Origin of the sequence: Streptomyces zaomyceticus (genome assembly GCF_014656215.1) — a bacterium.
GTDB lineage: Bacteria > Actinomycetota > Actinomycetes > Streptomycetales > Streptomycetaceae > Streptomyces > Streptomyces zaomyceticus.
The window spans coordinates 228,667-252,920 of record NZ_BNBZ01000001.1; the positions used below are offsets into that span (position 1 = coordinate 228,667).

Genomic DNA, 24,254 nt, shown 5'->3' on the forward strand with positions numbered 1-24,254 from the left:
AGCCTAAGGAGCGCCCGGGGGCCGCCGTCCACCGGGTTCGGTCCGCCGTGCCCGTCCGTACACCCCGCCGCATGAACCGTGCCCGTCCGTACGCCCCTTCCGCACACCCTTCCTTACGCTTCGCCGCATGAGACGCGAGGGCGCACCGCGCAGGCTGACCGCGGACGGCACGGTGTGGCTCTGGAACGTCCGGCACCGGCACCCCGACTGCCGGACGGTGCTGTCGCTGCGCCGCACGGAGAACCCCCACGCACAGCTCCGGCTGGTCTTCCGGGACGCCCCCGGCCGTGTCGTGGCCGGCTTCACGACGGGCACCGGGGAAGTGGCCGCCGTCGCGGGCGGACACCTCGACCTCAACCAGCCGGGCGTGGTGCGAAGGTTCCTGGACGCGGCCGGCGCCCGCGGCCTCCTCCCCACCGCGCACGGTGTGCGGGAGGAGGACGGCCGGCCGCTCTTCGACGCCGTGGCGCGCACCCCGGAGCCGCACGGAACCGGCCCGGCGCGCGCGACCGCGTCGGCTCGGGTCCGGCGGAAGAGACGGCCGGCCTAGCTCCAGCGTCCCGTACGCCCCAGGACGAGCGCCGTCGCCGCCGTGCCCGCCGTCGAGGTGCGCAGCACGCTGCGGCCCAGCCGGTACGGCTTCGCCCCGGCCGCCTCGAACGCGGCGAGCTCCTCCGGGGAGACCCCGCCCTCGGGCCCGACGACCAGCACGATCGAGCCCTTCGCCGGGAGCTCGGCGGTGGCCAGCGCCCCGCTCGGGTGGTCGCGGTCCTCGTGCAGGACGGCCGCGAAGTCCGCCCCCGCGAGCAGCGCGGCGACCTGCTTGGTCGTCATGAGCTCCGCGACCTCGGGGAACCGCGAGCGGCGCGACTGCTTGCCGGCCTCGCGTGCGGTGGACCGCCACTTGGCGAGCGCCTTGAGGCCCCGGTCGCCCTTCCACTGGGTGATGCAGCGGGAGGCGGCCCAGGGCACGACGGCGTCCACCCCGGTCTCCGTCATGGTCTCCACGGCGAGTTCACCCCGGTCGCCCTTGGGCAGCGCCTGGACGACGGTGATCCGGGGCTCCTCCGCGGGGTCCTCGTGGACCTCGTCGACCCGCACGGTGAGCTGGTCCTTGCCCTCGGCGGCGAGCACCACGCACGCCGCCCAGCGGCCCAGACCGTCGGCGAGGACGAGCTCCTCGCCCTCCCGCAGCCGCTTCACGGAGACGGCGTGCCGGCCCTCGGGGCCGTCCAGGAGGAAACTCCCGGGACCCGGGACGGCGTCGACGACGAAGACGGGTGCGGTCATGAGGTGCTCCTGGGGGCGAGCTCGGAGAGAGCGGTGTCGAGTTCGGCGGCCAGCACCTCGACGAGCTGCCCGGCGGGGAGTTCGCGGGCGAGCCGGTGGCCCTGGCCGGCCCAGAGGGCCATGCCCTGGGCGTCGCCCGCGGTGGCGGCGGCCTTGCGGATCGGGGCGGTGAGGTGGTGGATCTCGGGGTAGGCGGCGGGGGCGTACGGCCCGTGCTCCCGCATGAAGCGGTTGACGAGGCCGCGCGCCGGGCGCCCGGAGAAGGCCCGGGTGAGGGCGGTCCGGGTGAACAGCGGGTCGGTCAGGGCCCGCTTGTGCAGCGGGTGGGCACCCGACTCGGGACAGCAGAGGAAGGCCGTGCCGAGCTGGGCGGCGTCCGCTCCGGCGGCCAGGACGGCGGCGATCTGCGCGCCGCGCATGATCCCGCCGGTGGCGACGATCGGCAGGGAGACGCTCTCGCGGACCTGGGTGAGGAGGGCGAGCAGCCCGGTGCCCGGGGCGCCCTCGTCGGCCGGGTCGTCGCGGAAGGTGCCCTGGTGTCCGCCGGCCTCGACACCCTGGACGCAGACGGCGCCGGCTCCCGCGCGCTGGGCGGCGAGGGCCTCGTCGGCGGAGGTGACGGTCACGATCGTGAAGGTGTTGACGCGGGCGAAGGAGGCGAGGACCTCGGGCTCGGGGCAGCCGAAGGTGAACGAGACGACGCGGACGGGGTCCTCCAGGAGGATCGCCAGCTTGGCGTCGTAGGCGTCGTCGCGGCAGTCGTCGGACTCGCCGAGCGGGGTCTCGTACCAGGTGGCCTCGCCCGCGAGCTGATGGCGGTAGACCTCGATGGCGGCGGGGTCGGTGGGCCGCCCGGTCTCCGGCAGGAAGAGGTTGACGCCGAAGGGGCGTGCGGTGAGCCCGCGCACCTGCTTGATCTCCTGGTAGAGGCCTCCGGCCGTCTTGTATCCGCCGGCCAGGAAGCCGAGCCCCCCGGCCGCGCACACGGCTCCGACCAGTTCGGGACAGGAGGCGCCACCCGCCATGGGGGCCTGCACGATCGGAAAACGAGAGAGATCGTTCAGCGCGGTGGTGGACATATGGGCATCGTGCCATGCCCCTGCTTCGGGGCCGAATCCGTACGTCAGGTCATGGGAGGGATGCGGAGGGGACGGCGGAAGGGGCGGCAACCGCCTGCGCGGATGCCGCCCCTTCCGTACCGTCGAACCGGGCTCTACCGCCCGTTGAACGCGTCCTTCAGACGGGAGAACAGCCCCTGCTGGCCCGGCTGGAACTGGCCGGTGGGCCGCTCCTCGCCGCGCAGCTTGGCCAGTTCGCGCAGAAGCCGCTCCTGCTCCGGGTCGAGCTTGCTCGGCGTCTGCACCTCGACGTGCACGATCAGGTCGCCCCGGCCGTTGCCCCGCAGATGAGTGACGCCGCGGCCGTGCAGCGGGATCGACTGACCGGACTGGGTGCCCGGGCGGATGTCGATCTCCTCGACGCCGTCGAGGGTCTGCAGCGGCACCTTGGTACCGAGCGCCCCCGCCGTCATCGGGATGGTGACCGTGCAGTGCAGATCGTCGCCGCGCCGCTGGAAGGTGTCGTGCGGCGTCTCGTGGATCTCGACGTAGAGGTCGCCGGCGGGGCCGCCGCCGGGGCCGACCTCGCCCTCGCCCGCGAGCTGGATCCGGGTGCCGTTGTCGACACCGGCCGGGATCTTGACCGTGAGGGTGCGACGGGACCGGACCCGGCCGTCGCCCGCGCACTCGGGGCACGGGGTCGGGACGACGGTGCCGAAGCCCTGGCACTGCGGGCAGGGCCGCGAGGTCATGACCTGGCCCAGGAACGACCGGGTGACCTGCGAGACCTCGCCGCGGCCGCGGCACATGTCACAGGTCTGCGCGGAGGTGCCGGGTGCGGCACCCTCGCCCGAGCAGGTCGTACAGACGACCGCCGTGTCGACCTGGATGTCCTTGGTGGTGCCGAAGGCCGCCTCGTTGAGGTCGATCTCCAGACGGATCATGGCGTCCTGGCCGCGGCGGGTCCGCGAGCGCGGGCCGCGCTGCTGGGACGTGCCGAAGAAGGCGTCCATGATGTCGGAGAAGTTGCCGAAGCCACCGGCACCGAAGCCACCCGCGCCGCCTCCGCCGGAAGCCGAGAGCGGGTCGCCGCCCAGGTCGTAGACCTGCTTCTTCTGCGGGTCCGAGAGGACCTCGTAGGCGGCGTTGATCTCCTTGAAGCGTTCCTGCGTCTTCGGATCGGGATTCACATCCGGGTGCAGCTCGCGCGCGAGCCTCCGGAAGGCCTTCTTGATCTCGTCCTGGGAGGCGTCGCGGCGCACGCCGAGTACGGCGTAGTAGTCCGTGGCCACTTACGACTCCGCCAGGATCTGTCCGACGTAACGTGCCACTGCGCGTACCGCTCCCATCGTTCCGGGGTAGTCCATGCGGGTCGGTCCGACCACGCCGAGTTTGGCGACTGCCTCGCCGCCCGAACCGTAGCCGACCGAGACGACGGACGTGGAGCTCAGCCCCTCGTGGGCGTTCTCGTGCCCGATGCGTACGGTCATGCCCGATTCCTTGGCCTCGCCGAGCAGCTTGAGGAGCACGACCTGCTCCTCGAGGGCTTCAAGGACCGGCCTGATCATCAGGGGAAAGTCGTGTCCGAAGCGGGTGAGATTGGCGGTACCGCCGATCATCAGCCGCTCCTCGTGCTCCTCGACGAGGCTTTCGAGGAGGGTCGCGAGCACGGTCGAGACCGTGGCGCGGTCCTCGACCTCCTCGAAGGACTCGGGGAGGTCCTGCACCAGCTGCGGCACGTCGGCGAACCGGCGTCCGACGACCCGGCTGTTGAGCCGCGCCCGCAGATCGGCGAGCGAGGTCTCACCGAAGGGGGCGGGGCAGTCGACGAGCCGCTGCTCGACACGGCCGGTGTCCGTGATGAGCACCAGCATCAGGCGCGCGGGAGCCAGCGAGAGCAGCTCCACGTGCCGGACGGTCGAGCGGGTCAGCGAGGGGTACTGGACGACGGCGACCTGCCGGGTCAGCTGGGCGAGCAGCCGGACCGTACGGCCGACGACGTCGTCCAGGTCCACCGCGCCGTCGAGGAAGTTGTGGATGGCCCGGCGCTCGGGCGTCGACAGCGGCTTGACGCCGGCGAGCCGGTCGACGAAGAGGCGGTAGCCCTTGTCGGTCGGGATGCGTCCGGCACTGGTGTGGGGCTGGGCGATGAACCCCTCCTCCTCCAGCACGGCCATGTCGTTGCGCACGGTGGCGGGCGAGACACCGAGCTTGTGACGCTCGGTGAGCGCCTTGGAGCCGACCGGCTCCTCCGTCCCGACGTAGTCCTGGACGATGGCGCGCAGGACCTCGAGTCTGCGTTCGCTGAGCATCGTGCGCACCTCCAGCTGTCGTCGTCGTTCCGGTTGCTCCGCTTTTGGCACTCACCCTGTCCGAGTGCCAGCGATCCCCCGGCCAGTGTACGGCGGCGGGCGTCGCTCCTGGCAAGGTGGCGGCGCTCCCACCGGCTAGCGTCGCCGTATGGACGTGGATTGGGAAGCGTACGGGTGGGAGCGGCTCGCGGACGGGGTGGGCCGGCGACGGCTGCCCGGCTGGGACGCCACGGTGGGGCTGGTACTGGGTGAACGGGCGGTGCTGCTGTACGACACGGGCTCCTCGCTCGCCGAGGGCGCCGAGCTGCGGACCCAGATCGCGGCGCTCACGGGCGGCCGGAGAGTGACGCACATCGCACTGAGCCACCCGCATTTCGACCATGTGCTCGGCACGGCGGTGTTCGCGGGAGCGGAGGTCTTCGGCGCGGTGGGGTCGGACGAGCTGCTCGGCCGGGAGCGGGAGCGGGAGGCGCTGCGCCGGGACGCCGTGGAGCAGGGCCTCGACGCGAAGGCCGCGGCGGAGGCCGCGGACGTCCTGGTGGCCCCCCGGCACGTGGTCTCCGGGGAGTGGACGCTCGACCTGGGCGACCGGCAGGTCCTCCTGGCGAACGTCGGCCCCGGCCACACGGGCCACGACCTGGTGCTCCTGGTGCCCGGCGAGCGGGAGGTGGTCTTCTGCGGCGATCTCGTCGAGGAGTCGGGCGAGCCGCAGGCGGGCCCGGACGCGATCCCCTCCCGCTGGCCGGACGCGCTCGACCGGCTGCTGCGGCTCGGCGGCGAGGACGCGGTGTACGTGCCGGGGCACGGGGCGGTGGTGGACGCCACGTTCGTACGACTCCAACGGGAGGAACTGGCAACGCGCTTCCCGGTCGCATAACGTCGCCCGAATGCGCAGCTACAACCCGGATCTGACGCCCCCATGGAAGCGTTCGGCGCCCGTTCCCGAGGTCCCGGCCGACCGTGACCTCGTCGTCGAGGAGGTCACGACGGGCTTCTGCGGGGCGGTGATCCGCTGCGAGGCGGGCACGGTGACCCTGGAGGACCGCTTCGGCAAGCACCGGGTCTTCCCGATGGATCCGCGCGGCTTCCTCCTGGAGGGCCGCGTGGTGACCCTGGTCCGCCCGTCCGCCGCCCCGGCGCGCCCCACCCGCACGGCCTCGGGCTCGGTCGCGGTCCCCGGCGCACGGGCACGGGTCGCGCGAGCGGGCCGGATCTACGTGGAGGGCCGTCACGACGCGGAACTCGTCGAACGGGTCTGGGGCGACGACCTCCGCATCGAGGGCGTGGTCGTGGAGTACCTGGAGGGCGTCGACGACCTCCCGTCGATCGTCGCGGAGTTCGACCCGGCCCCGGACGCCCGCCTGGGTGTCCTGGTGGACCATCTGGTCCCGGGTTCGAAGGAGTCGAGGATCGCCGCGCAGGTGACCTCCCCGGACGTGCTGGTCGTGGGCCACCCGTACATCGACGTCTGGGAGGCGGTGAAACCGGCCTCGGTGGGCATCCCCGCCTGGCCGCGGGTCCCCAGGGGCCAGGACTGGAAGACGGGCGTGTGCGAGGCCCTGGGCTGGCCCGCCCACACGGGCGCGGCCTGGCAGCACATCCTGTCGAAGGTCACGTCCTACAAGGACCTGGAGCCGGAACTGCTGGGCCGGGTGGAGGAACTGATCGACTTCGTGACGGCGCCGTAGCGGGAGCCGACGGCGGCACGGACCCGGGCAGCGCCTCCCTCGTCCCGGGACAGGGGTGTCCCGGCGTCCCGGGACTCCGGGTCCGTGCCGCGCCGGACGGGGCCGTGCGAGCGTGACGGAGCCTTCGCGGCTCGGCCCTTCCGCCGCGCCGCCACCGTCGCGTCATCCGGAGGAATCCGTGTTCTCACACCCCGCCCTCACGAGGGCCGCACTGCTCGTGTCCGCCACCGCCGTCGCCGTCACGGGTCTCGCGGGCACCGCCGTCGCCCGCCCCGGCGCGCCGTACCTGTCGTACGGCAGCCAGGGCGAGGGCGTGAAGTGCGTCCAGATGGCCGTGAACTGGGCCAACGCCGTCCCCCTCGAACTGGCCGAGGACGGCATCTGGGGCAGGCAGACGCAGTGGGGCGTGATCGCCTTCCAGAACTGGAAGGTGGGCGAATCCCAGGCGGACGGCGTCGTCGGGCCCGACACCGGCGACCGGATGCTGGAGACCTTGCGGGAGTACAACCCGGTGACGGCGAACCACTGCTACAAGTACCTGCCGAGCCACTGACCCGTCCCGGGCGCCGCCCTCACCCGGGGCACGCCCGGCTCGGGGCGTGCCCGGCTCGGGGCGCGCCCTGCCCGCGGGCACGCTCGGCAAGGGACAGCGCGGGGTCGGCGCGGGGTCGGCGCGGGTCGGGGAAGGCCCGGAGGAGACGGCCTAGTCCACCAGGTCCCGCACCACCGCGTCCGCGAGCAGACGGCCGCGCAGGGTCAGGACCGCGCGGCCGGCCTCGTGGGCGGCGGGGTCGAGGAGCCCGTCCGACAGGGCCCGCCCGGCGGCGGCCAGCCCCGCCGGCTTGAGGATCGACAGCTCGACGCCGTCCCGGAGCCGCAGCTCCAGCAGGATCCGCTCCACCCGGCGGTCCTCCTCGGAGAGGATCTCCCGCCCGGCGCCCGGCGACCTCCCCTCGGCGAGGGCCGCCGCGTACGCCCCGGGGTGCTTCACGTTCCACCAGCGGACGCCGCCGACATGGCTGTGGGCGCCGGGGCCCGCGCCCCACCAGTCGGCCCCGCGCCAGTACAGCTCGTTGTGGAGGCAGCGCCCGGCCTCCGAGGTGGCCCAGTTGGAGACCTCGTACCAGGAGAAGCCCGCCTTCTCGAAGGCCTCTTCCGCGATCAGGTAGCGATCGGCGTGGACGTCGTCGTCGGTCATGGGCACCTCACCGCGCCGAATGCGCCGCGCGAGCTGCGTCCCCTCCTCGACGATGAGCGCGTAGGCGCTGACGTGGTCGGGCCCGGCGCCGATGGCCGCGTCGAGCGAGGCCCGCCAGTCGTCGTCGGTCTCCCCGGGGGTGCCGTAGATCAGGTCGAGGTTGACGTGCTCGAACCCGGCGTCCCGCGCCTCCCCGACGCACGCCTCGGGGCGCCCGGGGGTGTGCGTCCGGTCGAGGATCTTCAGCACGTGCTGCTTGGCACTCTGCATGCCGAAGGAGATCCGGTTGAAGCCACCGGCCCGCAGCTCCGCCAGATAGGCCGGGTTCACGGAGTCGGGATTGGCCTCGGTGGTCACCTCGGCGTCGTCGGCGAGCCCGAACTCCTCGCGGACGGCCGCCAGCATCCGTACGAGATCACCGGCGGCGAGCAGGGTGGGCGTACCCCCGCCGACGAACACGGTCCGCACCGGCCTGGGGTCGTCCCCGAGCACCTTGCGGGCGAGCCGGATCTCCTCGACGACCTGCTCGGCGTAGTTGTCCCGGGAGGCGAGCACGCCACCGGTCCCCCGCAGCTCACCGGCCGTGTAGGTGTTGAAGTCGCAGTAGCCGCAGCGCGTCGCGCAGTACGGCACGTGCAGGTAGAACCCGAGCGGCCGCTCCCCCGCCCCTTCCAGGGCGTGCGGGGGCAGCGCCCCGTCGTCGGGAACGGTCTCACCATCGGGCAGTACGGAAGGCATGAGCCCCATTGTCCCGTACTGCCCGAGGTGAACGCCCGGCCTGTGGACAACCTCTCCCCAGGGCGGGGCCCAGGCCCACGGCGGCGGGGGTCAGGACTCCCGGGACCCGGCGTACATGTCGTCGATGAGCCCCTTGTACTCGCGCTCCACCACCGGCCGCTTCAGCTTCAGCGACGGGGTCAGCTCGCCGTGCTCGATGTCGAGGTCGCGCGGCAGCAGCCGGAACTTCTTGATCGTCTGCCAGCGCTGGAGGCCCTCGTTGAGGCGGTCGACGTAGCCCTGGACCATCTTCACGGTCTGCGGGGCGGCGACGACCTCGGCGTACGACTTGCCCGCCAGGTCGTGCTCGGCGGCCCAGCCGAGGAGGGTGGGCTCGTCGAGGGCGATCAGCGCGGTGCAGAAGTTCCGGTCGGCGCCGTGGACGAGGATGTTCGAGACGAACGGGCAGACGGCCTTGAACTGGCCCTCGACCTCGGCCGGCGCGATGTACTTGCCGCCGGACGTCTTGATCAGGTCCTTCTTCCGGTCCGTGATCCGCAGGTAGCCGTCGGCGGACAGCTCGCCGATGTCACCGGTGTGGAACCAGCCGTCGGACTCCAGGACCTCGCTCGTCTTCTCCGGAAGGCCGTGGTAGCCCTCCATGACGCCGGGGCCGCGCAGCAGGATCTCGCCGTCGTCGGCGATCCGGACCTCGGTGCCGGGGAGCGGCTTGCCGACGGTGCCGGTGCGGTAGGCCTCGCCCGGGTTGACGAAGGAGGCGGCGGAGGTCTCGGTGAGTCCGTAACCCTCCAGGATGTGGATGCCGGCGCCGGCGAAGAAGTAGCCGATCTCGGGGGCGAGGGCGGCGGACCCGGAGATGCACGCGCGCAGGTTGCCGCCGAAGGCGTCACGGATCTTGGAGTAGACGAGGGCGTCGGCGACCTTGTGCTTGGCCGTGAGGCCGAAGGGCGCGGACGCCGTCCCGGTGCGGCGGAAGTTGTCCTGGCTGGCCTTGGCGTACTCGCGGGAGACACCGGCCGCCCACTGGAAGATCTTGTACTTGGCCCCGCCGGCGGCGCGGGCCTTGGCGGCGACGCCGTTGTAGACCTTCTCGAAGATGCGGGGCACGGCCGCCATGTAGGTCGGCTGGACCACCGGCAGGTTCTCGATGATCTTGTCGACACGGCCGTCGACGGCGGTGACGTGGCCGACCTCGATCTGGCCCGAGGTGAGGACCTTGCCGAAGACATGGGCGAGCGGCAGCCACAGGTACTGGACGTCGACCTCGGTGACGAGCCCGGTCGCGGCGATCGCCTTGGCCATGTACGACCAGTTGTCGTGCGGGAGGCGGACGCCCTTGGGGCGGCCGGTGGTGCCGGAGGTGTAGATGAGGGTGGCGAGCTGCGTGGCGGTGATCGCCGCGACCCGCTCCTTCACGGCCTCGGGGTGCTTCTCGAGGTAGCCCTTGCCGCGCGCCTCCAGCTCGGCGAGCGTGAGGACGAAATCGCCGTCGCTCTCCACCCCGGTGGCGTCGATGACGACGACATGGCGGAGGTTCGGCAGGTCGGCGCGGCGCTCGACGGCCTTGGCGAGCTGGGCCGCGTCCTCGGCGATGAGGACCCGGGACTCGGAGTCGGAGAGGATGAAGGCCGATTCCTCGGCGTTGGTCTGCGGGTAGACCGTGGTGGTGGCGGCGCCCGCGCACATCACGCCGAGGTCGGCGAGGATCCACTCGACGCGGGTGGCGGAGGCGAGCGCGACCCGCTCCTCGGCCTGCACACCGAGATCGGCGAGGCCGGCGGCGATCGCGTAGACCCGTTCGGCGGCCTGCCCCCAGCTGAGCGACTTCCACTCGTCCGGGCCGGCGCCGGAGGCGGCGGGCACCGGATAGCGGTAGGCCTCCGCATCCGGAGTCCGCTCGACGCGCTCAAGGAAGAGGGTCGCCACGGAGGGCGGCCGGTTCTCGATCTGGGTCTGTGTGTCGCTCACGACGTCCTCCGGGCGGCGGCGGTGCCTTCTGGTGGTTCGTAACTAACTGGCGAGTAACCTTCGAGCCGGGATCAGAGTAAAGGCCCGAGGTCCGGCGCGTAAGAGTCTGCAGGGCGCCGCTTGATAACGAACGGGCCCACGCGCACTCGGCACGTGGACCCGTCGTTTGACCAGGACAGCCGCGTACGGCTCTCTCCTGCTACTTCTTCTTGCCGGAGGACTCGTCGCTGGAGAGGACGGCGATGAAGGCCTCCTGGGGCACCTCCACCGAGCCGACCATCTTCATGCGCTTCTTGCCTTCCTTCTGCTTCTCGAGCAGCTTCCGCTTACGGGAGATGTCACCGCCGTAGCACTTGGCGAGGACGTCCTTGCGGATGGCGCGAATGGTCTCGCGGGCGATGACCCGGGAGCCGATCGCGGCCTGGATCGGCACCTCGAAGGCCTGCCGCGGGATGAGCTCGCGCAGCTTGGCGACCAGCCGCACACCGTAGGCGTACGCGGCGTCCTTGTGGGTGACGGCGGAGAACGCGTCGACCTTGTCGCCGTGCAGCAGGATGTCGACCTTGACCAGGCTGGAGGCCTGCTCGCCGGTGGGCTCGTAGTCGAGGGAGGCGTAACCGCGCGTCTTGGACTTCAGCTGGTCGAAGAAGTCGAAGACGATCTCGGCGAGGGGCAGGGTGTAGCGGATCTCGACCCGGTCCTCGGAGAGGTAGTCCATGCCGATCAGCGTGCCGCGACGGGTCTGGCACAGCTCCATGATCGCGCCGATGAACTCGCTGGGGGCCAGGATCGTGGCGCGTACGACGGGCTCGTACACATCGTCGATCTTGCCCTCGGGGAACTCGCTCGGGTTGGTGACCGTGTGCTCGCTGCCGTCCTCCATGACCACGCGGTAGACCACGTTGGGCGCGGTGGCGATGAGATCGAGTCCGAACTCCCGCTCAAGCCGCTCACGGATGACGTCGAGGTGCAGGAGCCCCAGGAAGCCGACGCGGAAGCCGAAGCCGAGCGCGGCGGAGGTCTCCGGCTCGTAGACCAGCGCGGCGTCGTTGAGCTGCAGCTTGTCGAGGGCCTCGCGGAGGTCCGGGTACTCCGAGCCGTCCAGCGGGTAGAGACCCGAGAAGACCATCGGCTTCGGGTCCTTGTAACCGCCGAGGGCCTCGGTGGCGCCCTTGTTCAGGGAGGTGATCGTGTCACCGACCTTGGACTGGCGGACGTCCTTCACACCGGTGATGAGGTAGCCCACCTCACCGACGCCGAGACCGTCCGACGGCGTCATCTCCGGGGACGAGACACCGATCTCGAGCAGCTCGTGGGTGGCGCCGGTCGACATCATCTTGATGCGCTCGCGCTTGTTGAGCTGCCCGTCGACCACTCGCACATAGGTCACGACACCCCGGTACGAGTCGTACACGGAGTCGAAGATCATCGCGCGGGCGGGCGCGTCGGCGACACCGACCGGGGCGGGAACGTCCCGGACGACCCGGTCCAGCAGCGCGTCGACACCGACACCGGTCTTCGCGGAGACCTTCAGGACGTCCTCCGGCTGGCAGCCGATGAGGTTGGCCAGCTCCTCGGAGAACTTCTCCGGCTGCGCGGCCGGCAGGTCGATCTTGTTCAGCACGGGAACGATCGTGAGGTCGTTCTCCATGGCCAGGTAGAGGTTGGCCAGCGTCTGCGCCTCGATGCCCTGGGCCGCGTCGACCAGCAGGACCGTGCCCTCACAGGCCGCGAGCGAACGCGAGACCTCGTACGTGAAGTCGACGTGCCCGGGAGTGTCGATCATGTTCAGGATGTGCGTGTTGCCCTGACCCGGCCCCTCGGTCGGCGCCCACGGCAACCGGACCGCCTGGGACTTGATCGTGATGCCGCGTTCCCGCTCGATGTCCATACGGTCGAGGTACTGGGCACGCATCTGCCGCTGGTCGACCACACCGGTCAGCTGGAGCATCCGGTCGGCGAGCGTGGACTTGCCGTGGTCGATGTGCGCGATGATGCAGAAGTTGCGGATCAGAGCCGGGTCGGTACGGCTCGGCTCGGGCACGTTGGTAGGAGTCGCGGGCACGCAGGGTCTCGTCTCGGGGCGATGTCGGATCGATACGTAGGCTCCATGGTCCCATGCCCGTCGCCCTGCGCCCGGTTTGGGCGGGCACGAGAGTGGCTGATACTGTGGACAGCTGTGTCTCGTGTGCCCTCTCAGCCTGCGAGACGCATCCAGAAGGAACATCGAACCTGTAAAGGCTCTTTTCGTGGCGAACATCAAGTCCCAGATCAAGCGGAACAAGACGAACGAGAAGGCGCGCCTGCGCAACAAGGCCGTCAAGTCCTCGCTCAAGACCGCGATCCGCAAGGCCCGCGAGGCCGTCGCCGCGGGTGACGTCGAGAAGGCCACCGTGGCTTCTCGCGCCGCCTCCCGCGCGCTCGACAAGGCTGTCTCGAAGGGTGTCATCCACAAGAACGCCGCCGCCAACAAGAAGTCGGCGCTGGCCACCAAGGTTGCCGCTCTCCAGGGCTGAGCTCTGATGTAACCGGCCGCACGGGACCCAGCGGGCCCTCTCTCCCGCTCCCACCCGGCCACCCAGGACTCGCACGCGGACGCGTTCGCCACGCGGGTGCGAGCCCACCGGCTTGAACGACGAAGGCCCCGTACCACTCCTTCCCCAGGAGCGGCACGGGGCCTTCGCCATACCCCCGCACCACCTCGCACGGGCCACTACCTCCTCGCCAGGGGCCATACCTCCTCACGCGGACCCTGCCCCTCCCCTCCTCACGCGCGACCCCATGCCTCCTCACGCTCCTCGCACAGGCCCCTGCCTCCGCGACGCGAGACGGCCACCTGGCCCCACGGGGGCGGGCCCGCCGGGGACGGGAGCTCCCCGGCGGGGGCTTGCGGGAAGTGGGCGCCTCTGGCGGGGAGGGCCTTACGGGGGTGGGCGTCGCCGACGAGGAAAGCTTTACGGGGTTGGGCGTCGCCAGCCGGGGCTGGCCTAGCAGAAGCAGGCGTCGCCGGCGGGGCTGGCCCCACGGGTGCGGGCCCGCCAGGGAGGGGAGCTCCCCGGCGGGGAGGGGCTTGCGGAAAGTGGGCGCCTCTGGCGGGGAGGGCCTTACGGGGGTGGGCGTCGCCAGCGAGGCGGGCCTGGCGGAGACGGGCGTCGCCGGTGGGGCGGGCCCTACGCGGGTGGGCGCTGCCGCGGGGCGGGCCTAGCTGAGGCGGGCGTCGCCAGCGGGGCGGGCCTAGCAGAAGCAGGCGTCGCCGGCGGGGCGGGCCTTACGGAGGTGGGCGCCGCCGCAGGGCTGGCCTGGCGGAGACGGGCGTCGCCGGAGGGGCGGGCCTTGCGGAGCCGGGCGCTTCCGGCGGGGCCAGAGGCGCAGCCGCAGTTGTGGCCCGCTCCGCAGGGCTGGGCCCCGCGACGCGAAGCGGTCGCTGGCTGCAAGAGCTGCCGACGGCCGCTGGCTCAGACCCGAGCATTGGGCGAAGCCGCCGCCCGCACCGCCCGGTGTCCGGGGCCCTGCGGCGCGAAGCCGCCGCCAGGCGCTTCCGGCGGAGCAGAGGCGAAGCCCATGCTGCCGGTCGGCCCGCAGGGCTGGGTCCGGCGACGCGAAGCGGCCGCTGGCCGCAAGAGCTGCCTGCTCCCGCGCCCGCGGGCCCGAGCACCGCGCGAAGCCACCGCCCCGCACAGCAGATCCAGGCTCCACGGCTCGAAGCCGCCGCCCGCGCCGCACCGTCGCCGCAGGTGTCCGGGCCTCGCGGCGCGAAGCCCGCCGAACGCAGCCGACGGGGCTGGGGGCGAAGCCGCCGCCCCGACCCACAGGACCGGGCCCTACAGCGCGAAGCCGCCGCCAGGCGCTCCTGGCGGAGCCGGAGGCGAAGCCGAAGCTGCGGTCCGCTCCGCAGGGCGAGTTCCGGGGACGCGAAGCGGCGGCCGTCGTCGCAGCAGGGCGAAGCCCCGGCGATCGCCTCAGCTCCCACCAGCCCCCGGCAGGGTTTCGGGAAGGGGCGGGGTGGGGGAGAAACGAGCCCCCTGCCTAGTCCCCGCGCCGCATCCGCGCCGCCCGCGCCACCGCGACCACCGCCTTCTCCAGCGCGTACTCCGGGTCGTCCCCGCCGCCCTTCACCCCCGCGTCCGCCTCCGCGATCGCCCGCAGCGCCAGCGACACCCCGTCGGGGGTCCAGCCGCGCATCTGCTGCCGGACGCGGTCGATCTTCCAGGGCGGCATGCCGAGTTCCCGCGCCAGGTCGGCGGGCCGCCCGCCCCTCGCGGAGGACAGCTTGCCGATCGCCCGGACGCCCTGCGCGAGCGCGCTGGTGACGAGCACGGGTGCGACTCCGGTCGAGAGCGACCAGCGCAGGGCTTCGAGCGCCTCCGCCGCCCGCCCCTCGACGGCGCGGTCCGCGATGTTGAAGGAGGAGGCTTCGGCCCGGCCCGTGTAGTAGCGCCCGACGACGGCCTCGTCGATCGTCCCGTCCACGTCGGAGGTGAGCTGCGCGACCGCGGAGGCGAGCTCCCGCAGGTCGCTGCCGATGGAGTCCACCAGCGCCTGGCAGGCCTCGGGCGTCGCGGACCGTCCGAGCGTCCGGAACTCCTGGCGTACGAACGTCAGCCGTTCCGCCGGCTTCGTCGTCTTCGGGCAGGCCACCTCCCGCGCCCCGGCCTTCCGTGCCGCGTCGAGCAGCCCCTTGCCCTTGGCGCCGCCCGCGTGGAGCAGAACGAGCGAGATGTCCTCGATCGGGTCGTCGAGGTACGCCTTCACGTCCTTGATCGTGTCGGCGGAGAGGTCCTGCGCGTTCCGCACGACCAGTACCTTGCGCTCGGCGAAGAGCGAGGGGCTGGTCAGCTCGGCGAGCGAGCCGGGCTGGAGCTGCTCGGGGGCGAGGTCACGTACGTCCGTGTCGGCGTCGACGGCGCGGGCGGCCGCCACCACCGCCTGGACGACGCGGTCGAGGAGCAGGTCCTCCTGCCCCACGGCGAGCGTCACGGGGCCGAGGAGGTCGTCGGGGGAAGTCTTTCTGGTGGCCATCGCGATCCAGCATCCCACGGGCCACCGACAGCGACGCCCGTGACAGCGGTGCGCCCGACGACGGCGGCGGTGACGGCGGTGACGGCCGATGAATGCGATGCCCGAGAATGGCGGGGTGAGCGAACGACACGTACTGGTACTCCCCGACCGCGACGCAGCCGAGGAGGTCGCGGGCGAACTCCCCGACCGTTTCGGCGTCTCCGAGGAACCTCAGCTCGTACGGGACTCCCTGGCCGGGGAGGACGACGCCGAGGACGCGCAGTGGCTGGTGGTCGTCGAGGACCCGGACAGCCGGCTCGACCCGACGGCGCTGGACGAGCTGGCCGCCGAGTACGAGGGCTGGCTGGAAGCCCCGTAAGCCCTGCGGCCCGAGCCCCACCGCCCGGCCCCACGGCCGCCCCGCTCTCAGCCCCGCGACGCCTTGGGCACGATCTGAATGTCCAGATCGATGCTGATGCTCGACCCCACCGCCGCGATTCCCCGCGCGAGCAGCGTCTGCCAGGTGAGGGTGAAGTCCTCCCGGTGCAGCTCGGTGGTGGCCCGGCAGGCGCACCGGGCCTCGCCCTCGAGACCGCTGCCGAGGCCCAGGTACTGGGTGTCGAGCGTCACCGTGCGGCTCACCCCGTGAAGGGTGAGCGCCCCGGTGACGGCCCAGCGGCTGCCGCCCTTGTGCGTGAAGCGTTCGCTGAAGAACTCCAGCGTCGGGTACGCGCCGACGTCGAGGAAGTCTCCGGAACGCAGATGGTCGTCCCGCATCCGGACCCCGGTGTCGATGGAGGCCGCGTCGATGACGACGTGCATCGCCGACTGCTCCATGCGGTCACCGATCCGCACCGCACCGGCGAAGCCGTTGAACCGGCCGTGGATCCGGGCGAGCCCGATGTGGCGCGCCGTGAACCCGATCTGCGAGTGCGTCGGGTCGATCTCCCAGTCGCCGGGCTCGGGGAGCGGGGGCTGCGGGGCGATCTGGAGCAGCACGTCCCCGAGCCCCGTGTGGTGGCCCTCGGCGACGACGGCGCTGCCGTGGTGCGGTGTGTAGCCCTCGGCGGTGACGGCGAGCCGGTACTCGCCCGCCGGCACGGTCGCGAGTGCCGTGCCGTACGGGTCGGTCTCCCCGCCGAGGACCTTGCGTCCGGCGGCGTCGGTGAGGACGAACTCGGCCTGCCGGACGGGTTCGTGCACGGGGTCGAGCACCCGGCAGCTGAGCACGCCCGCCGAGGAGGGGACGGTGACACCGGCGAGCGGACCGCCTCGTGCGGCGCCCGCCGCACGCTTCCCGAAGAGACGATCGAACATTCTTCACGCACCCCCGTGCGACTCGTTCACTGTGCAACGAATTCGCATTCGATCACCGCTGGGGCGTTCGAGGCAAACCGGTCAAGAGCCCAGCAAGCGTTACCGAGGGTTCGAATCGGAAATTCCACCCCGTACGACCGGCAGTGCGTCGAGCTCGATCCCGAACAGGTCCCGGTACGCGCCCCGCACCTCCTCGTCGCCGTCGAGGATCCGCTCGTCGCGCTCGCCGTGCGCGCGGGTGATCAGCTTCCGGTCGCTGAGGGTGATCCGGCCGTCCTCGGTGAGCAGGGAGCAGACGAGGTTCCGCGGGAAGTGCGAGTCGGGCGAGGTCCGGTGGTACCAGGCCCCGGCCGTGAAGTCGGCGAGCTCGCGCGGCCGCCGCTCCACCCGGTACTGGGGCTTCCCGTCCCGCAGTACGTCCAGGTCGCCCTCGGCGCCCTCCACGATCCGGAAGACACCGCCCGGGTCCTGCTGGTCCTCCCGGTCCTCGAAGCGCAGCGGAAAGTGGCTGTGGTCACCGAAGCCGACGTCGGCGAGCAGGCGCTCGCCGTCCACCGTCTCCACGAGCAGCGCCATGTGGTCGTACGGGATGCCCGGCCTTCCGTCCGGCCCGAAGACCCGCGCCTGGAGCAGTGAGACCTCGAAGCCGAGGCCCCTCAGCAGGACGGCGAACGCGGTGTTGATCTCGTAGCAGAAGCCGCCCCTGCGCGCACCGACCACCTTGTCGAGCAGCGCTTTCCCGTCCAGGACGATGTCCTCGCCAAGATGGATGGAGAGGTTCTCGAACGGCACGGTCAGCAGATGACGCAGATGCAGTTCGCGCAGCGCTTCGGAGTCCTCGCGGTCCGGGCGCTCCGCTCCGATGCGCCGCAGATAGGCCTCGACGTCCCCGGGCTCGGGGACGAAGGGCTCGGAGGGGACGGAGGCCGTCGGTCGCGTTGTCATACCGCCAGTCTGCCCCGTCGGCCGCCTCCGCCTCCCGGCTATCCGACCAGCGTCGACTCCTCTTCCGGAGAGGGCAGTTCCCTCATGCGCGGCAGCGGCGAGGGCAGCACCCACAGCACGGCGAAGACGGCCCCGACGGTGGCGATCCACAGCGTCGGACGCAGCCCGATCGCGGTACCGAGGAAACCGCCGACGAGCGCGCCGAGCGGGCGGAACCCGTGGTTGAGGGTCCGGAAGGCACCCATGACCCGAGCCCGTACGGCGTCGGGTATCAGCGCCATCTGGAACGATCCCGCCGCGATGTCCACGATCATCACGCCGACGCAGGAGAGGAACTCCGCCACGAACAGCACCGACACCACGAGCGGCAGCGGACCTTCGGCCAGGGGTATCAGGACCAGCGGCAGCGTGAATCCGAGGAAACCGGCGACGAGCGAGCCGCCGATGCCGATCCGCCGGACGACCGCCCCGCTGCACACCGCTCCCAGGAGGCCGCCCACGGCTCCCGCCCCGAGGATGAGACCGAGCAGGCCCGCTCCGATGCCGAGTTCGGCGGTCGCGTAGAGCACGAAGAGGGTGTGGAACATGTAGTTGAAGAACTGGACCGTGCCGGAGGCGGCGAACAGCGCGCGCATCGAACGCTCCCGCACCACCCACCGCAGCCCCTCGGTGAAGTGCCCCTTGGCCACGGGGGCCGGCGCGGGTTCGACCGGCTTGATCCGGGCAAGGAAGCCGGCCGACACCAGATAGGTGAGGGCGTCCGCGACCAGGGCGAAGGGTGCCGTGAGGAACTGCACGAGAAGACCGCCGACCCCGGGCCCCGCCAGCCAGGCCGTCGAGCGGCTGCCGTTGACCAGCGAGTTCGCCTGCACATAGCGCTCGGTGGGAACGAGCGCCACGAAGAGCGTGGTGTTGCAGACCTCGAAGAGCACGGTGAGCGCGCCGATGCCGAAGGCCACCACGTACAGCTGGGTGAGCGTCAGCGCGTCGAGCGCATAGGCCACGGGGAGGGTCAGGACCAGCGCCGCCCGCCCGATGTCGGCCGCGATCATGGCCCGTCTGCGGCTGGCCTGCCGGTCGGCCCAGGCGCCGAACGGCAGGTTGAGCAGGAGCGCGGGCAGGAGTTCGGCCGCCTTGAGCCAGCCCATCGCCGCGGCGTCGGCACCGAGGACCAGGACGGCGGCGAGGGGGATCGCCATGAGCGATATCTGGTCCCCCGCGAGGGAGATGGTCTGCCCGGTCCAGTAGCGGCGGAAGGTCCGCTCGCGCAGCAGCGCCGGCACCCGTTCCATCAGGGTCATCCTCGTCACTCCTTGCCGCTCTCGGGGGTTTCCTGGTCCAGGTAGGCGATCCGCAGGACGATCACGGGTCGAGCGCCCTCCGGCCGGAGGGACGCGTCGGAAGCCCGCGCCTCGTAGGGCCGCAGCAGCTCGTCGATCCCCGCTCCGATGCCGGCCAGCTCCTCGGGGGTGAGATGGAGCAGGGAATCCCCGAACTGCTCGGCCTCCCGCCACTCCTTCGACAGCCGGTGCCGGTTCTCCATGGCCCGGGTGACCCGCTCGAAGTAGCGCTCGGCGATCGCGGCGCTCAGCGCGTCGGCCGCCGTCGAGACCGCCGCGTCCTCGCTGTACTCCGGCCACTCCGTGTACCGGGCCGTCGCCCTCCAGGGCTTCTCCCGCCCACGGCCGCCCGGCGCCTCCTCCACGAGCCCGTACTTGGCGAGTATCCGCAGGTGGTAGGAGCAGCTGGCCACGGACTCCCCGGTCAGCTCGGCGGCCCGGGTGGCGGTGAAGGGCCCGCTGCTGCGCAGCAGCCCCACCAGCGTCATCCGCAGGGGGTGGGCGTACGCCCGCAGGGCTCGCGGGTCGGTGAGTCGAATACTGCGGGGCTGCTCGCCCTCGGGCTGAGCGTCACTGATCTCCTCCGGCATGATGGAAAGGTATCTTTAGAAAGACTTCTTTACAAGGGTTCTCCCCCGGCGATTCAGCCTCCCCCCGGTACGGCCACGAGCCCTGCCCCCGCTCCCACGACCGCGATCGCCCCGTCCCGATCGGTACGCAGCACGCGCGCCCCACCCGCCCGCAACGACTCCAGCGTCCGGGGCGAGGGATGCCCGTACGGGTTGTCACGCCCGCTCGACACCAGGGCGAGTCGGGGCCGTACGGCCCGTATCAGCCCCGGATCCTGGTGCGCGGAACCGTGGTGGGCCACCTTGAGCACATCCACCGGCGCGAGCCCCGGACGGGCGCGCAGCAGGGCCCGCTGGGCCGGCGGCTCCAGATCGCCGAGAAGCAACAGGGTCAGCCCGCCGGCCGCCCGGACGAGCAGCGTGACACTGGCGTCGTTCGGCCCGCCGGACGCCTCGCCGAAGCCGACCGACCGCCCCCGGGAAACCACCCCGGAACCACCCCTCGCGGTCGCCTCTTCCGCCCCCTCCGCGGCGCCCGTGGCCGTCGGCCACAGCACCGTCCACTCCAGCGCCCCGACCCTCCGTCGCTCCCCCGCCTCCGCGTGGATCAGCGGGACCCGCGCGGCCGCCGCCGTCCGCCGTACGAACGCCGCCTGGGCGGGCGGCTCCTCCAGCCCCGTCGTCTGGATCGCCCCCACCGACCGCCCCCGCAACACCCCCGGCAATCCGGCCACATGATCCGCGTGGAAGTGGGTCAACACCAGCAACGGAACCCGCCTCACCCCGAGTTCACGCAGACAGCGATCCACCGCTACGGGGTCGGGGCCCGCGTCCACCACGACGGCCGCGTCCCCACCCGCCGCGAGAACGGTGGCATCCCCCTGCCCCACCTGGCACATCGCGAAGACCCAGCCCGGCGGCGGCCAACCGGTGGCCCACCGGGTCAGCGGCGCCGGTCTCACCACCACGAGCAGAAGCACCACGACGACGAGGACACCGACCGGCCCCCGATGCGGCAGCCTGCGCACCGCGAGCACCACCAGCGCGGTGAGCAGGGCAAGGACGAGGCCACCCCACCACCCACCGGGCCAGGACAGCTCCGCCCCCGGCAGGGCCGCCCCGGTGCGGGCCACCCGCGCGATCCATCCGGCGGGCCATCCCGCCACCCACGCCACGCCCTCCGCGGCCGGTGCCCAGACCGGTGCCAGGGCGAGCGCGGCGAAGCCGAGCACCGTCGCGGGCGCCACCGCGAGTTCGGCGAACAGGTTCGCCGGGATCGCGACCAGGCTCACCCGGGCGGCGAAGACCACCACCACGGGCGCGCACACCGCCTGCGCCGCCAGGCAGGCCGCCAGCGCCTCCGCCGGCCCACCCGGCACCCCGCGCCGCCGCAACGCCTCGCTCCAGCGCGGGGCCACCGTCAGGAGGGCACCGGTGGCGAGGACCGACAGCAGGAATCCATAACTCCGCGCGAGCCAGGGGTCGTGGAGCACAAGGACGAGAACGGCGGCGGCCAGCGCCGGGATCAGCGATCTCCGCCGACCGGTGCCGATCGCCAGCAGCACCACGAATCCGCAGGCCGCGGCGCGCAGCACGCTCGGATCGGGCCGGCAGACGACCACGAAGGCGAGCGTCAACGCACCCCCGGCCACCGCGGTCAGCCGCAGCGACAACCCCAGCCGGGGCGCGAGCCCGCCCCGCTCCACCTGATGCGCCCGCCCCGGACGGCCGACGAGCAGAAGCAACACCACTGACAGATTGCTTCCGGACACAGCGAGCAGGTGCGTGAGATCGGTCGCCTCGAAGGCGTGCCGCAGCTCGGGTCCGATCCGCGAGGTGTCCCCGACGACCAGTCCGGGCAGCAGGGCCCGCGCGTCCGGGCCGAGTCCGTCGGTCGCCCGCCGCAGCCCGGCGCGCAGCTCCCCCGCCGTCCGTTGCAGCGCGCTCGGCGGGCCGATGATCCGAGGCGGTCCGGCCCCCCGGACCTTGAGCACCGCCGCGAAGGGATCACCGGGGTGCGAAGGCGGCACGAGCCGGGCGCCGACCTTCAGCCGGGTGGAGGGCAGCAGTCGCAGCCACGCGTCCCGTCCCTCCCCCGGCGGCACGATCAGCAGGACCGGCGCCCTGGTCCGGTGGACCGTGCCGTCCGACCGCTCGACCCTGGTCACCTCGCCGTTCAGAACGACGGAGACCGGGACCGTCTCGCTGCCCCGCACCCGGGACCGGGTGAGCCGGGGATCGGACGTCACCGTCACCTCCAGCTGCGCCCGCGCGTACTCCTGCGCCAGGGCCGGTACGGGACCGCGCCGCAGGTCCGCCGCGTGGAGCCCGGCCGAGGTGGCCCCGGCGGCGGCACACAGCAGGACCCCGGCACACGCGGTCGCACGCAACCGCCCCCCGGACGTGCTCCGTCGCATCCGCCCTTCAGCCACACCATCGGCAAGGCCCGCGCCACCCGCGGCGCCCTGTTCGTCCACACCGCTCTCGCCGGACGCCCCGCCGAGCCACCGGGCCGAGGCCGACGTCAGCAGAACGGCGGCTCCCAGCACACAGACCACGACACCGGCGACCGTCCACCATCCGGCCACACCCACGGCGCAGGCAGCCGCCACCCAGGCCGCCACCGCGAGCGGAACAAGGCGCAGATCGGCGGGCCCCTCCTCCCAGGAAGGCTTCCGGATGCCCCTCTCCTCCGCCGCGGCCTCGGGCGCGGCCGTCGTCCCGTCACGGTTCATGGCCGGACCAGCGGTTCGAGGTCGGCGAACCGTCGCTCACCGATGCCGTTGACCTCCCGCAGCTCCCCGACCGACCGGAAACCGCCGTGCTCCGTGCGGTGGTCGACGATGTGCCGGGCGAGGACAGGACCGACGCCCGGGAGGGTGTCGAGCTGCTCCGCCGTGGCCGTGTTGAGGCTCAACGGCACCCCGGGTCCGCCGCCAACGGACCCGCCCCCCGCATCCGAGCCGTGGCCGCCGACCGGCAGCCCCGGCAGGCCGACGAGGACCTGCTCACCGTCGAAGAGAACGCGGGCCCGGTTGAGTCCGGTGAGATCCGCGTCGGGCTTCGCCCCGCCCGCGGCGCGCAGGGCGTCCGCCACCCGCGAGCCCGCCGGCAGGGTCAGCACCCCGGGCCTGCGCACCTTGCCGGCGACGTCGACGATCACCCTCGCGCCACCTGCCGCCGGCCCCGGCCCGGACACCGCCCCTGCCCCGGACCCGACTCCGGCTCCGACTCCCGCTCCCGGCCCGGCGCGGGTCGCCGGCGCGGCCGCCACAGGCGCGGCGCGAACGAACTCGGGAGCGCGCACCGGCTCCGGCCGTCCCGTCCAGAAGTATCCGAAGGCGAGCCCGGCGGCCACGATCAGGACGACCGTCAGTGCGGCCAGCGTCCTCGGTTCCAGCCCGCACCGCGTCTGCACCCACACCGGGGCCCGCTCCCACAGCGCCGCCCTCAACCGCGCCCCGGCCCCGGGCGGGGATCCACGCTCCACCGCCTGAGGCGCCTCCCGCACCCCGGTACCGGCCGTCACCACCCCCGGCGACGCCGCCGGGAACAGCGCGTCCCCTCGCCGCCGTACGACGGCCTCGGGATCCGTGACCGCCCTGCGGACCCGGGTCCGCCTCCTGGCCCGCCCGGGAGCCGCGCCGCGCGCTCCCGGGCGGCTCCGCCCGTCGGAGCCCGGCGCCCTGCCTGGCCCGCCGGTCGGAGCGCCGGGGGCGGTCGATGCGATGCGTGTACGAAGAGTCATGCAGGTGACGGTAGGAATCACCGGGACGCCGTGCGGGGCTCACTCACGATCCGTGGACAGGGAGCCCGCTGTGGAAAACTCCGTCACCCGCCCGGGGGACGGCGGCGCAGGCGACACGGACGGCATCGAACGACGGGCGGCGCGCCCCCGCAGGCACGACCGGCTCCACACGGCACGACGGGGACGACCGGCTCGACGCGGCCCGGCACCCGCGACCGGCTCAGCGCGGCGACACCACCACCGCGAGAAGCCCGGGGCCCGTGTGGGCGCCGATGACCGCACCCACCTCGCTGACGTGCAGTTCCGCGATTCCCGGTACCCGTTCCCTGAGCCGGTCCGCGAGGGCGTCGGCCCGCTCGGGCGCGGAGAGATGGTGGACCGCGATGTCGACGGCGCCGCTGCCGGCCCGCTCCACCGCGATCTCCTCGAGCCGGGCGATGGCCTTGGAGGCCGTCCGCACCTTCTCCCGCAGCTCGATCCGCCCGCCGTCGAGTTCGAGGAGCGGCTTCACCGCGAGGGCGGATCCGAGCAGCGCCTGTGCTGCCCCGATACGTCCGCCCCGGCGCAGATAGTCCAGGGTGTCGACGTAGAAGTACGCGGAGGTTCCCGCGGCGCGCTTCTCCGCCGCCGCGACGGCCTCGTCGAGCGAGCCGCCCGCCTCCGTGACCTGCGCCGCCGCCAGGGCGCACAGGCCCAGCGCCATGCCGACCATGCGGGTGTCCACCACCCGCACGGGCACGGGGGCGTCCTTCGCGGCGAGCACGGCCGCGTCGTAGGTCCCGGAGATCTCGGCGGAGAGGTGGAGGGAGACGATGCCCTTCGCCCCGGCCTCGGCCGCCTCGCGGTAGGCCTCGGCGAAGATCTCGGGACTCGGCCGTGAGGTGGTGACGGACCGCTTCTTCTGCAGGGCCTCGACGAGCGCCTTGGCCGAGACCTCGGTGCCCTCCTCGAGGGCGCGGTCGCCGATGACGACGGTCAGCGGGACCGTGGTGATGGCGTGCCGCTCCCTCGTCTGGCGTGGCAGGTAGGCCGTGGAATCGGTGACGATCGCGACATGCCGGGACATGAGCGGGAGGTTACCCGCC

21 protein-coding genes are annotated in these 24,254 nt (G+C 72.6%); 6 read left to right on the forward strand and 15 right to left on the reverse strand.

Going from position 1 to position 24,254, the window contains the following annotated elements; genetic code table 11:
• Window positions 1–127 precede the first annotated feature (127 nt).
• Window positions 128–550, forward strand: a complete 423-nt coding sequence (locus tag IE311_RS01025; protein WP_229901656.1) for a hypothetical protein — start codon at window positions 128–130, stop codon at window positions 548–550.
• On the opposite strand, the gene IE311_RS01030 is transcribed toward IE311_RS01025, so the two are convergent.
• From IE311_RS01030 to hrcA, 4 genes are all read right to left on the reverse strand, one after another.
• The gene (locus IE311_RS01030; protein ID WP_189829567.1) at window positions 547–1,290 is read right to left on the reverse strand and encodes a 16S rRNA (uracil(1498)-N(3))-methyltransferase; all 744 of its coding nucleotides are present in this window, start codon (window positions 1,288–1,290) and stop codon (window positions 547–549) included. The two genes, IE311_RS01025 and IE311_RS01030, sit on opposite strands and share 4 nt — an antisense overlap.
• Entirely contained in the window at window positions 1,287–2,369 is a 1,083-nt protein-coding gene (locus IE311_RS01035) for a nitronate monooxygenase (protein ID WP_189829568.1), read from the reverse strand. The genes IE311_RS01030 and IE311_RS01035 overlap by 4 nt, the downstream gene beginning before the upstream one ends.
• Before the next feature lie 134 nt (window positions 2,370–2,503).
• The gene (gene dnaJ / locus IE311_RS01040) at window positions 2,504–3,640 is read right to left on the reverse strand and encodes a molecular chaperone DnaJ (protein WP_189829569.1); all 1,137 of its coding nucleotides are present in this window, start codon (window positions 3,638–3,640) and stop codon (window positions 2,504–2,506) included.
• The gene (gene hrcA / locus IE311_RS01045) at window positions 3,641–4,660 is read right to left on the reverse strand and encodes a heat-inducible transcriptional repressor HrcA (RefSeq protein WP_189829570.1); all 1,020 of its coding nucleotides are present in this window, start codon (window positions 4,658–4,660) and stop codon (window positions 3,641–3,643) included.
• Between the two features lie 148 nt (window positions 4,661–4,808).
• Between hrcA and IE311_RS01050 the strand changes: the two genes are divergently transcribed.
• From IE311_RS01050 to IE311_RS01060, 3 genes are all read left to right on the forward strand, one after another.
• A complete protein-coding gene (locus tag IE311_RS01050; protein ID WP_189829571.1) occupies window positions 4,809–5,537 on the forward strand; it encodes an MBL fold metallo-hydrolase in 729 nt (242 codons plus the stop codon).
• A gap of 10 nt (window positions 5,538–5,547) precedes the next feature.
• Entirely contained in the window at window positions 5,548–6,348 is an 801-nt protein-coding gene (locus IE311_RS01055) for a DUF3097 domain-containing protein (protein WP_189829572.1), read from the forward strand.
• A gap of 178 nt (window positions 6,349–6,526) precedes the next feature.
• On the forward strand, window positions 6,527–6,901 hold the full coding sequence (locus tag IE311_RS01060; protein ID WP_189829573.1) for a peptidoglycan-binding domain-containing protein: 375 nt from the start codon (window positions 6,527–6,529) through the stop codon (window positions 6,899–6,901).
• A gap of 150 nt (window positions 6,902–7,051) precedes the next feature.
• On the opposite strand, the gene hemW is transcribed toward IE311_RS01060, so the two are convergent.
• The 3 genes from hemW to lepA all read right to left on the reverse strand — a co-directional run bounded on the left by hemW (window position 7,052) and on the right by lepA (window position 12,317).
• The gene (hemW, locus tag IE311_RS01065; protein WP_373313717.1) at window positions 7,052–8,284 is read right to left on the reverse strand and encodes a radical SAM family heme chaperone HemW; all 1,233 of its coding nucleotides are present in this window, start codon (window positions 8,282–8,284) and stop codon (window positions 7,052–7,054) included.
• Between the two features lie 90 nt (window positions 8,285–8,374).
• Window positions 8,375–10,252: an AMP-dependent synthetase/ligase gene (locus IE311_RS01070; RefSeq protein WP_189829575.1), complete on the reverse strand. Its 1,878-nt coding sequence runs from the start codon at window positions 10,250–10,252 to the stop codon at window positions 8,375–8,377.
• Between the two features lie 199 nt (window positions 10,253–10,451).
• Window positions 10,452–12,317: a translation elongation factor 4 gene (lepA, locus tag IE311_RS01075; RefSeq protein ID WP_189829576.1), complete on the reverse strand. Its 1,866-nt coding sequence runs from the start codon at window positions 12,315–12,317 to the stop codon at window positions 10,452–10,454.
• 184 nt (window positions 12,318–12,501) lie between these two features.
• Here lepA and rpsT point away from each other — a divergent pair, with 184 nt between their 5' ends.
• Window positions 12,502–12,768, forward strand: a complete 267-nt coding sequence (rpsT, locus tag IE311_RS01080; RefSeq protein WP_030317512.1) for a 30S ribosomal protein S20 — start codon at window positions 12,502–12,504, stop codon at window positions 12,766–12,768.
• 1,510 nt (window positions 12,769–14,278) lie between these two features.
• On the opposite strand, the gene holA is transcribed toward rpsT, so the two are convergent.
• Entirely contained in the window at window positions 14,279–15,271 is a 993-nt protein-coding gene (gene holA, locus IE311_RS01085) for a DNA polymerase III subunit delta (protein WP_189829577.1), read from the reverse strand.
• 97 nt (window positions 15,272–15,368) lie between these two features.
• Between holA and IE311_RS01090 the strand changes: the two genes are divergently transcribed.
• Window positions 15,369–15,629: a hypothetical protein gene (locus IE311_RS01090; RefSeq protein ID WP_373313719.1), complete on the forward strand. Its 261-nt coding sequence runs from the start codon at window positions 15,369–15,371 to the stop codon at window positions 15,627–15,629.
• Between the two features lie 47 nt (window positions 15,630–15,676).
• Here the strand turns inward: IE311_RS01090 and IE311_RS01095 are convergent, their stop codons facing one another.
• The 7 genes from IE311_RS01095 to IE311_RS01125 form a co-directional block, all read right to left on the reverse strand.
• Window positions 15,677–16,567 (reverse strand): YceI family protein, encoded by an 891-nt coding sequence (locus IE311_RS01095; protein ID WP_189829579.1) that lies wholly within the window; start codon window positions 16,565–16,567, stop codon window positions 15,677–15,679.
• A 99-nt stretch (window positions 16,568–16,666) separates the two neighbouring features.
• Complete coding sequence (locus IE311_RS01100) at window positions 16,667–17,512, reverse strand: arylamine N-acetyltransferase family protein (protein WP_189829581.1); 846 nt, start codon at window positions 17,510–17,512, stop codon at window positions 16,667–16,669.
• Between the two features lie 38 nt (window positions 17,513–17,550).
• Window positions 17,551–18,813 carry an MFS transporter gene (locus IE311_RS01105; protein ID WP_373313720.1) on the reverse strand — a complete coding sequence of 421 codons (1,263 nt, stop codon included), beginning with the start codon at window positions 18,811–18,813 and terminating at the stop codon, window positions 17,551–17,553.
• Window positions 18,814–18,818: 5 nt separating this feature from the next.
• The gene (locus tag IE311_RS01110; protein ID WP_189829584.1) at window positions 18,819–19,442 is read right to left on the reverse strand and encodes a winged helix-turn-helix domain-containing protein; all 624 of its coding nucleotides are present in this window, start codon (window positions 19,440–19,442) and stop codon (window positions 18,819–18,821) included.
• Window positions 19,443–19,495: 53 nt separating this feature from the next.
• Window positions 19,496–22,156 carry a ComEC/Rec2 family competence protein gene (locus tag IE311_RS01115; RefSeq protein WP_189829585.1) on the reverse strand — a complete coding sequence of 887 codons (2,661 nt, stop codon included), beginning with the start codon at window positions 22,154–22,156 and terminating at the stop codon, window positions 19,496–19,498.
• Window positions 22,153–23,169 carry a ComEA family DNA-binding protein gene (locus IE311_RS01120; protein WP_189829586.1) on the reverse strand — a complete coding sequence of 339 codons (1,017 nt, stop codon included), beginning with the start codon at window positions 23,167–23,169 and terminating at the stop codon, window positions 22,153–22,155. The genes IE311_RS01115 and IE311_RS01120 overlap by 4 nt, the downstream gene beginning before the upstream one ends.
• Window positions 23,170–23,389: 220 nt before the next feature.
• On the reverse strand, window positions 23,390–24,235 hold the full coding sequence (locus IE311_RS01125) for a DegV family protein (protein WP_189829587.1): 846 nt from the start codon (window positions 24,233–24,235) through the stop codon (window positions 23,390–23,392).
• Window positions 24,236–24,254 lie beyond the last annotated feature (19 nt).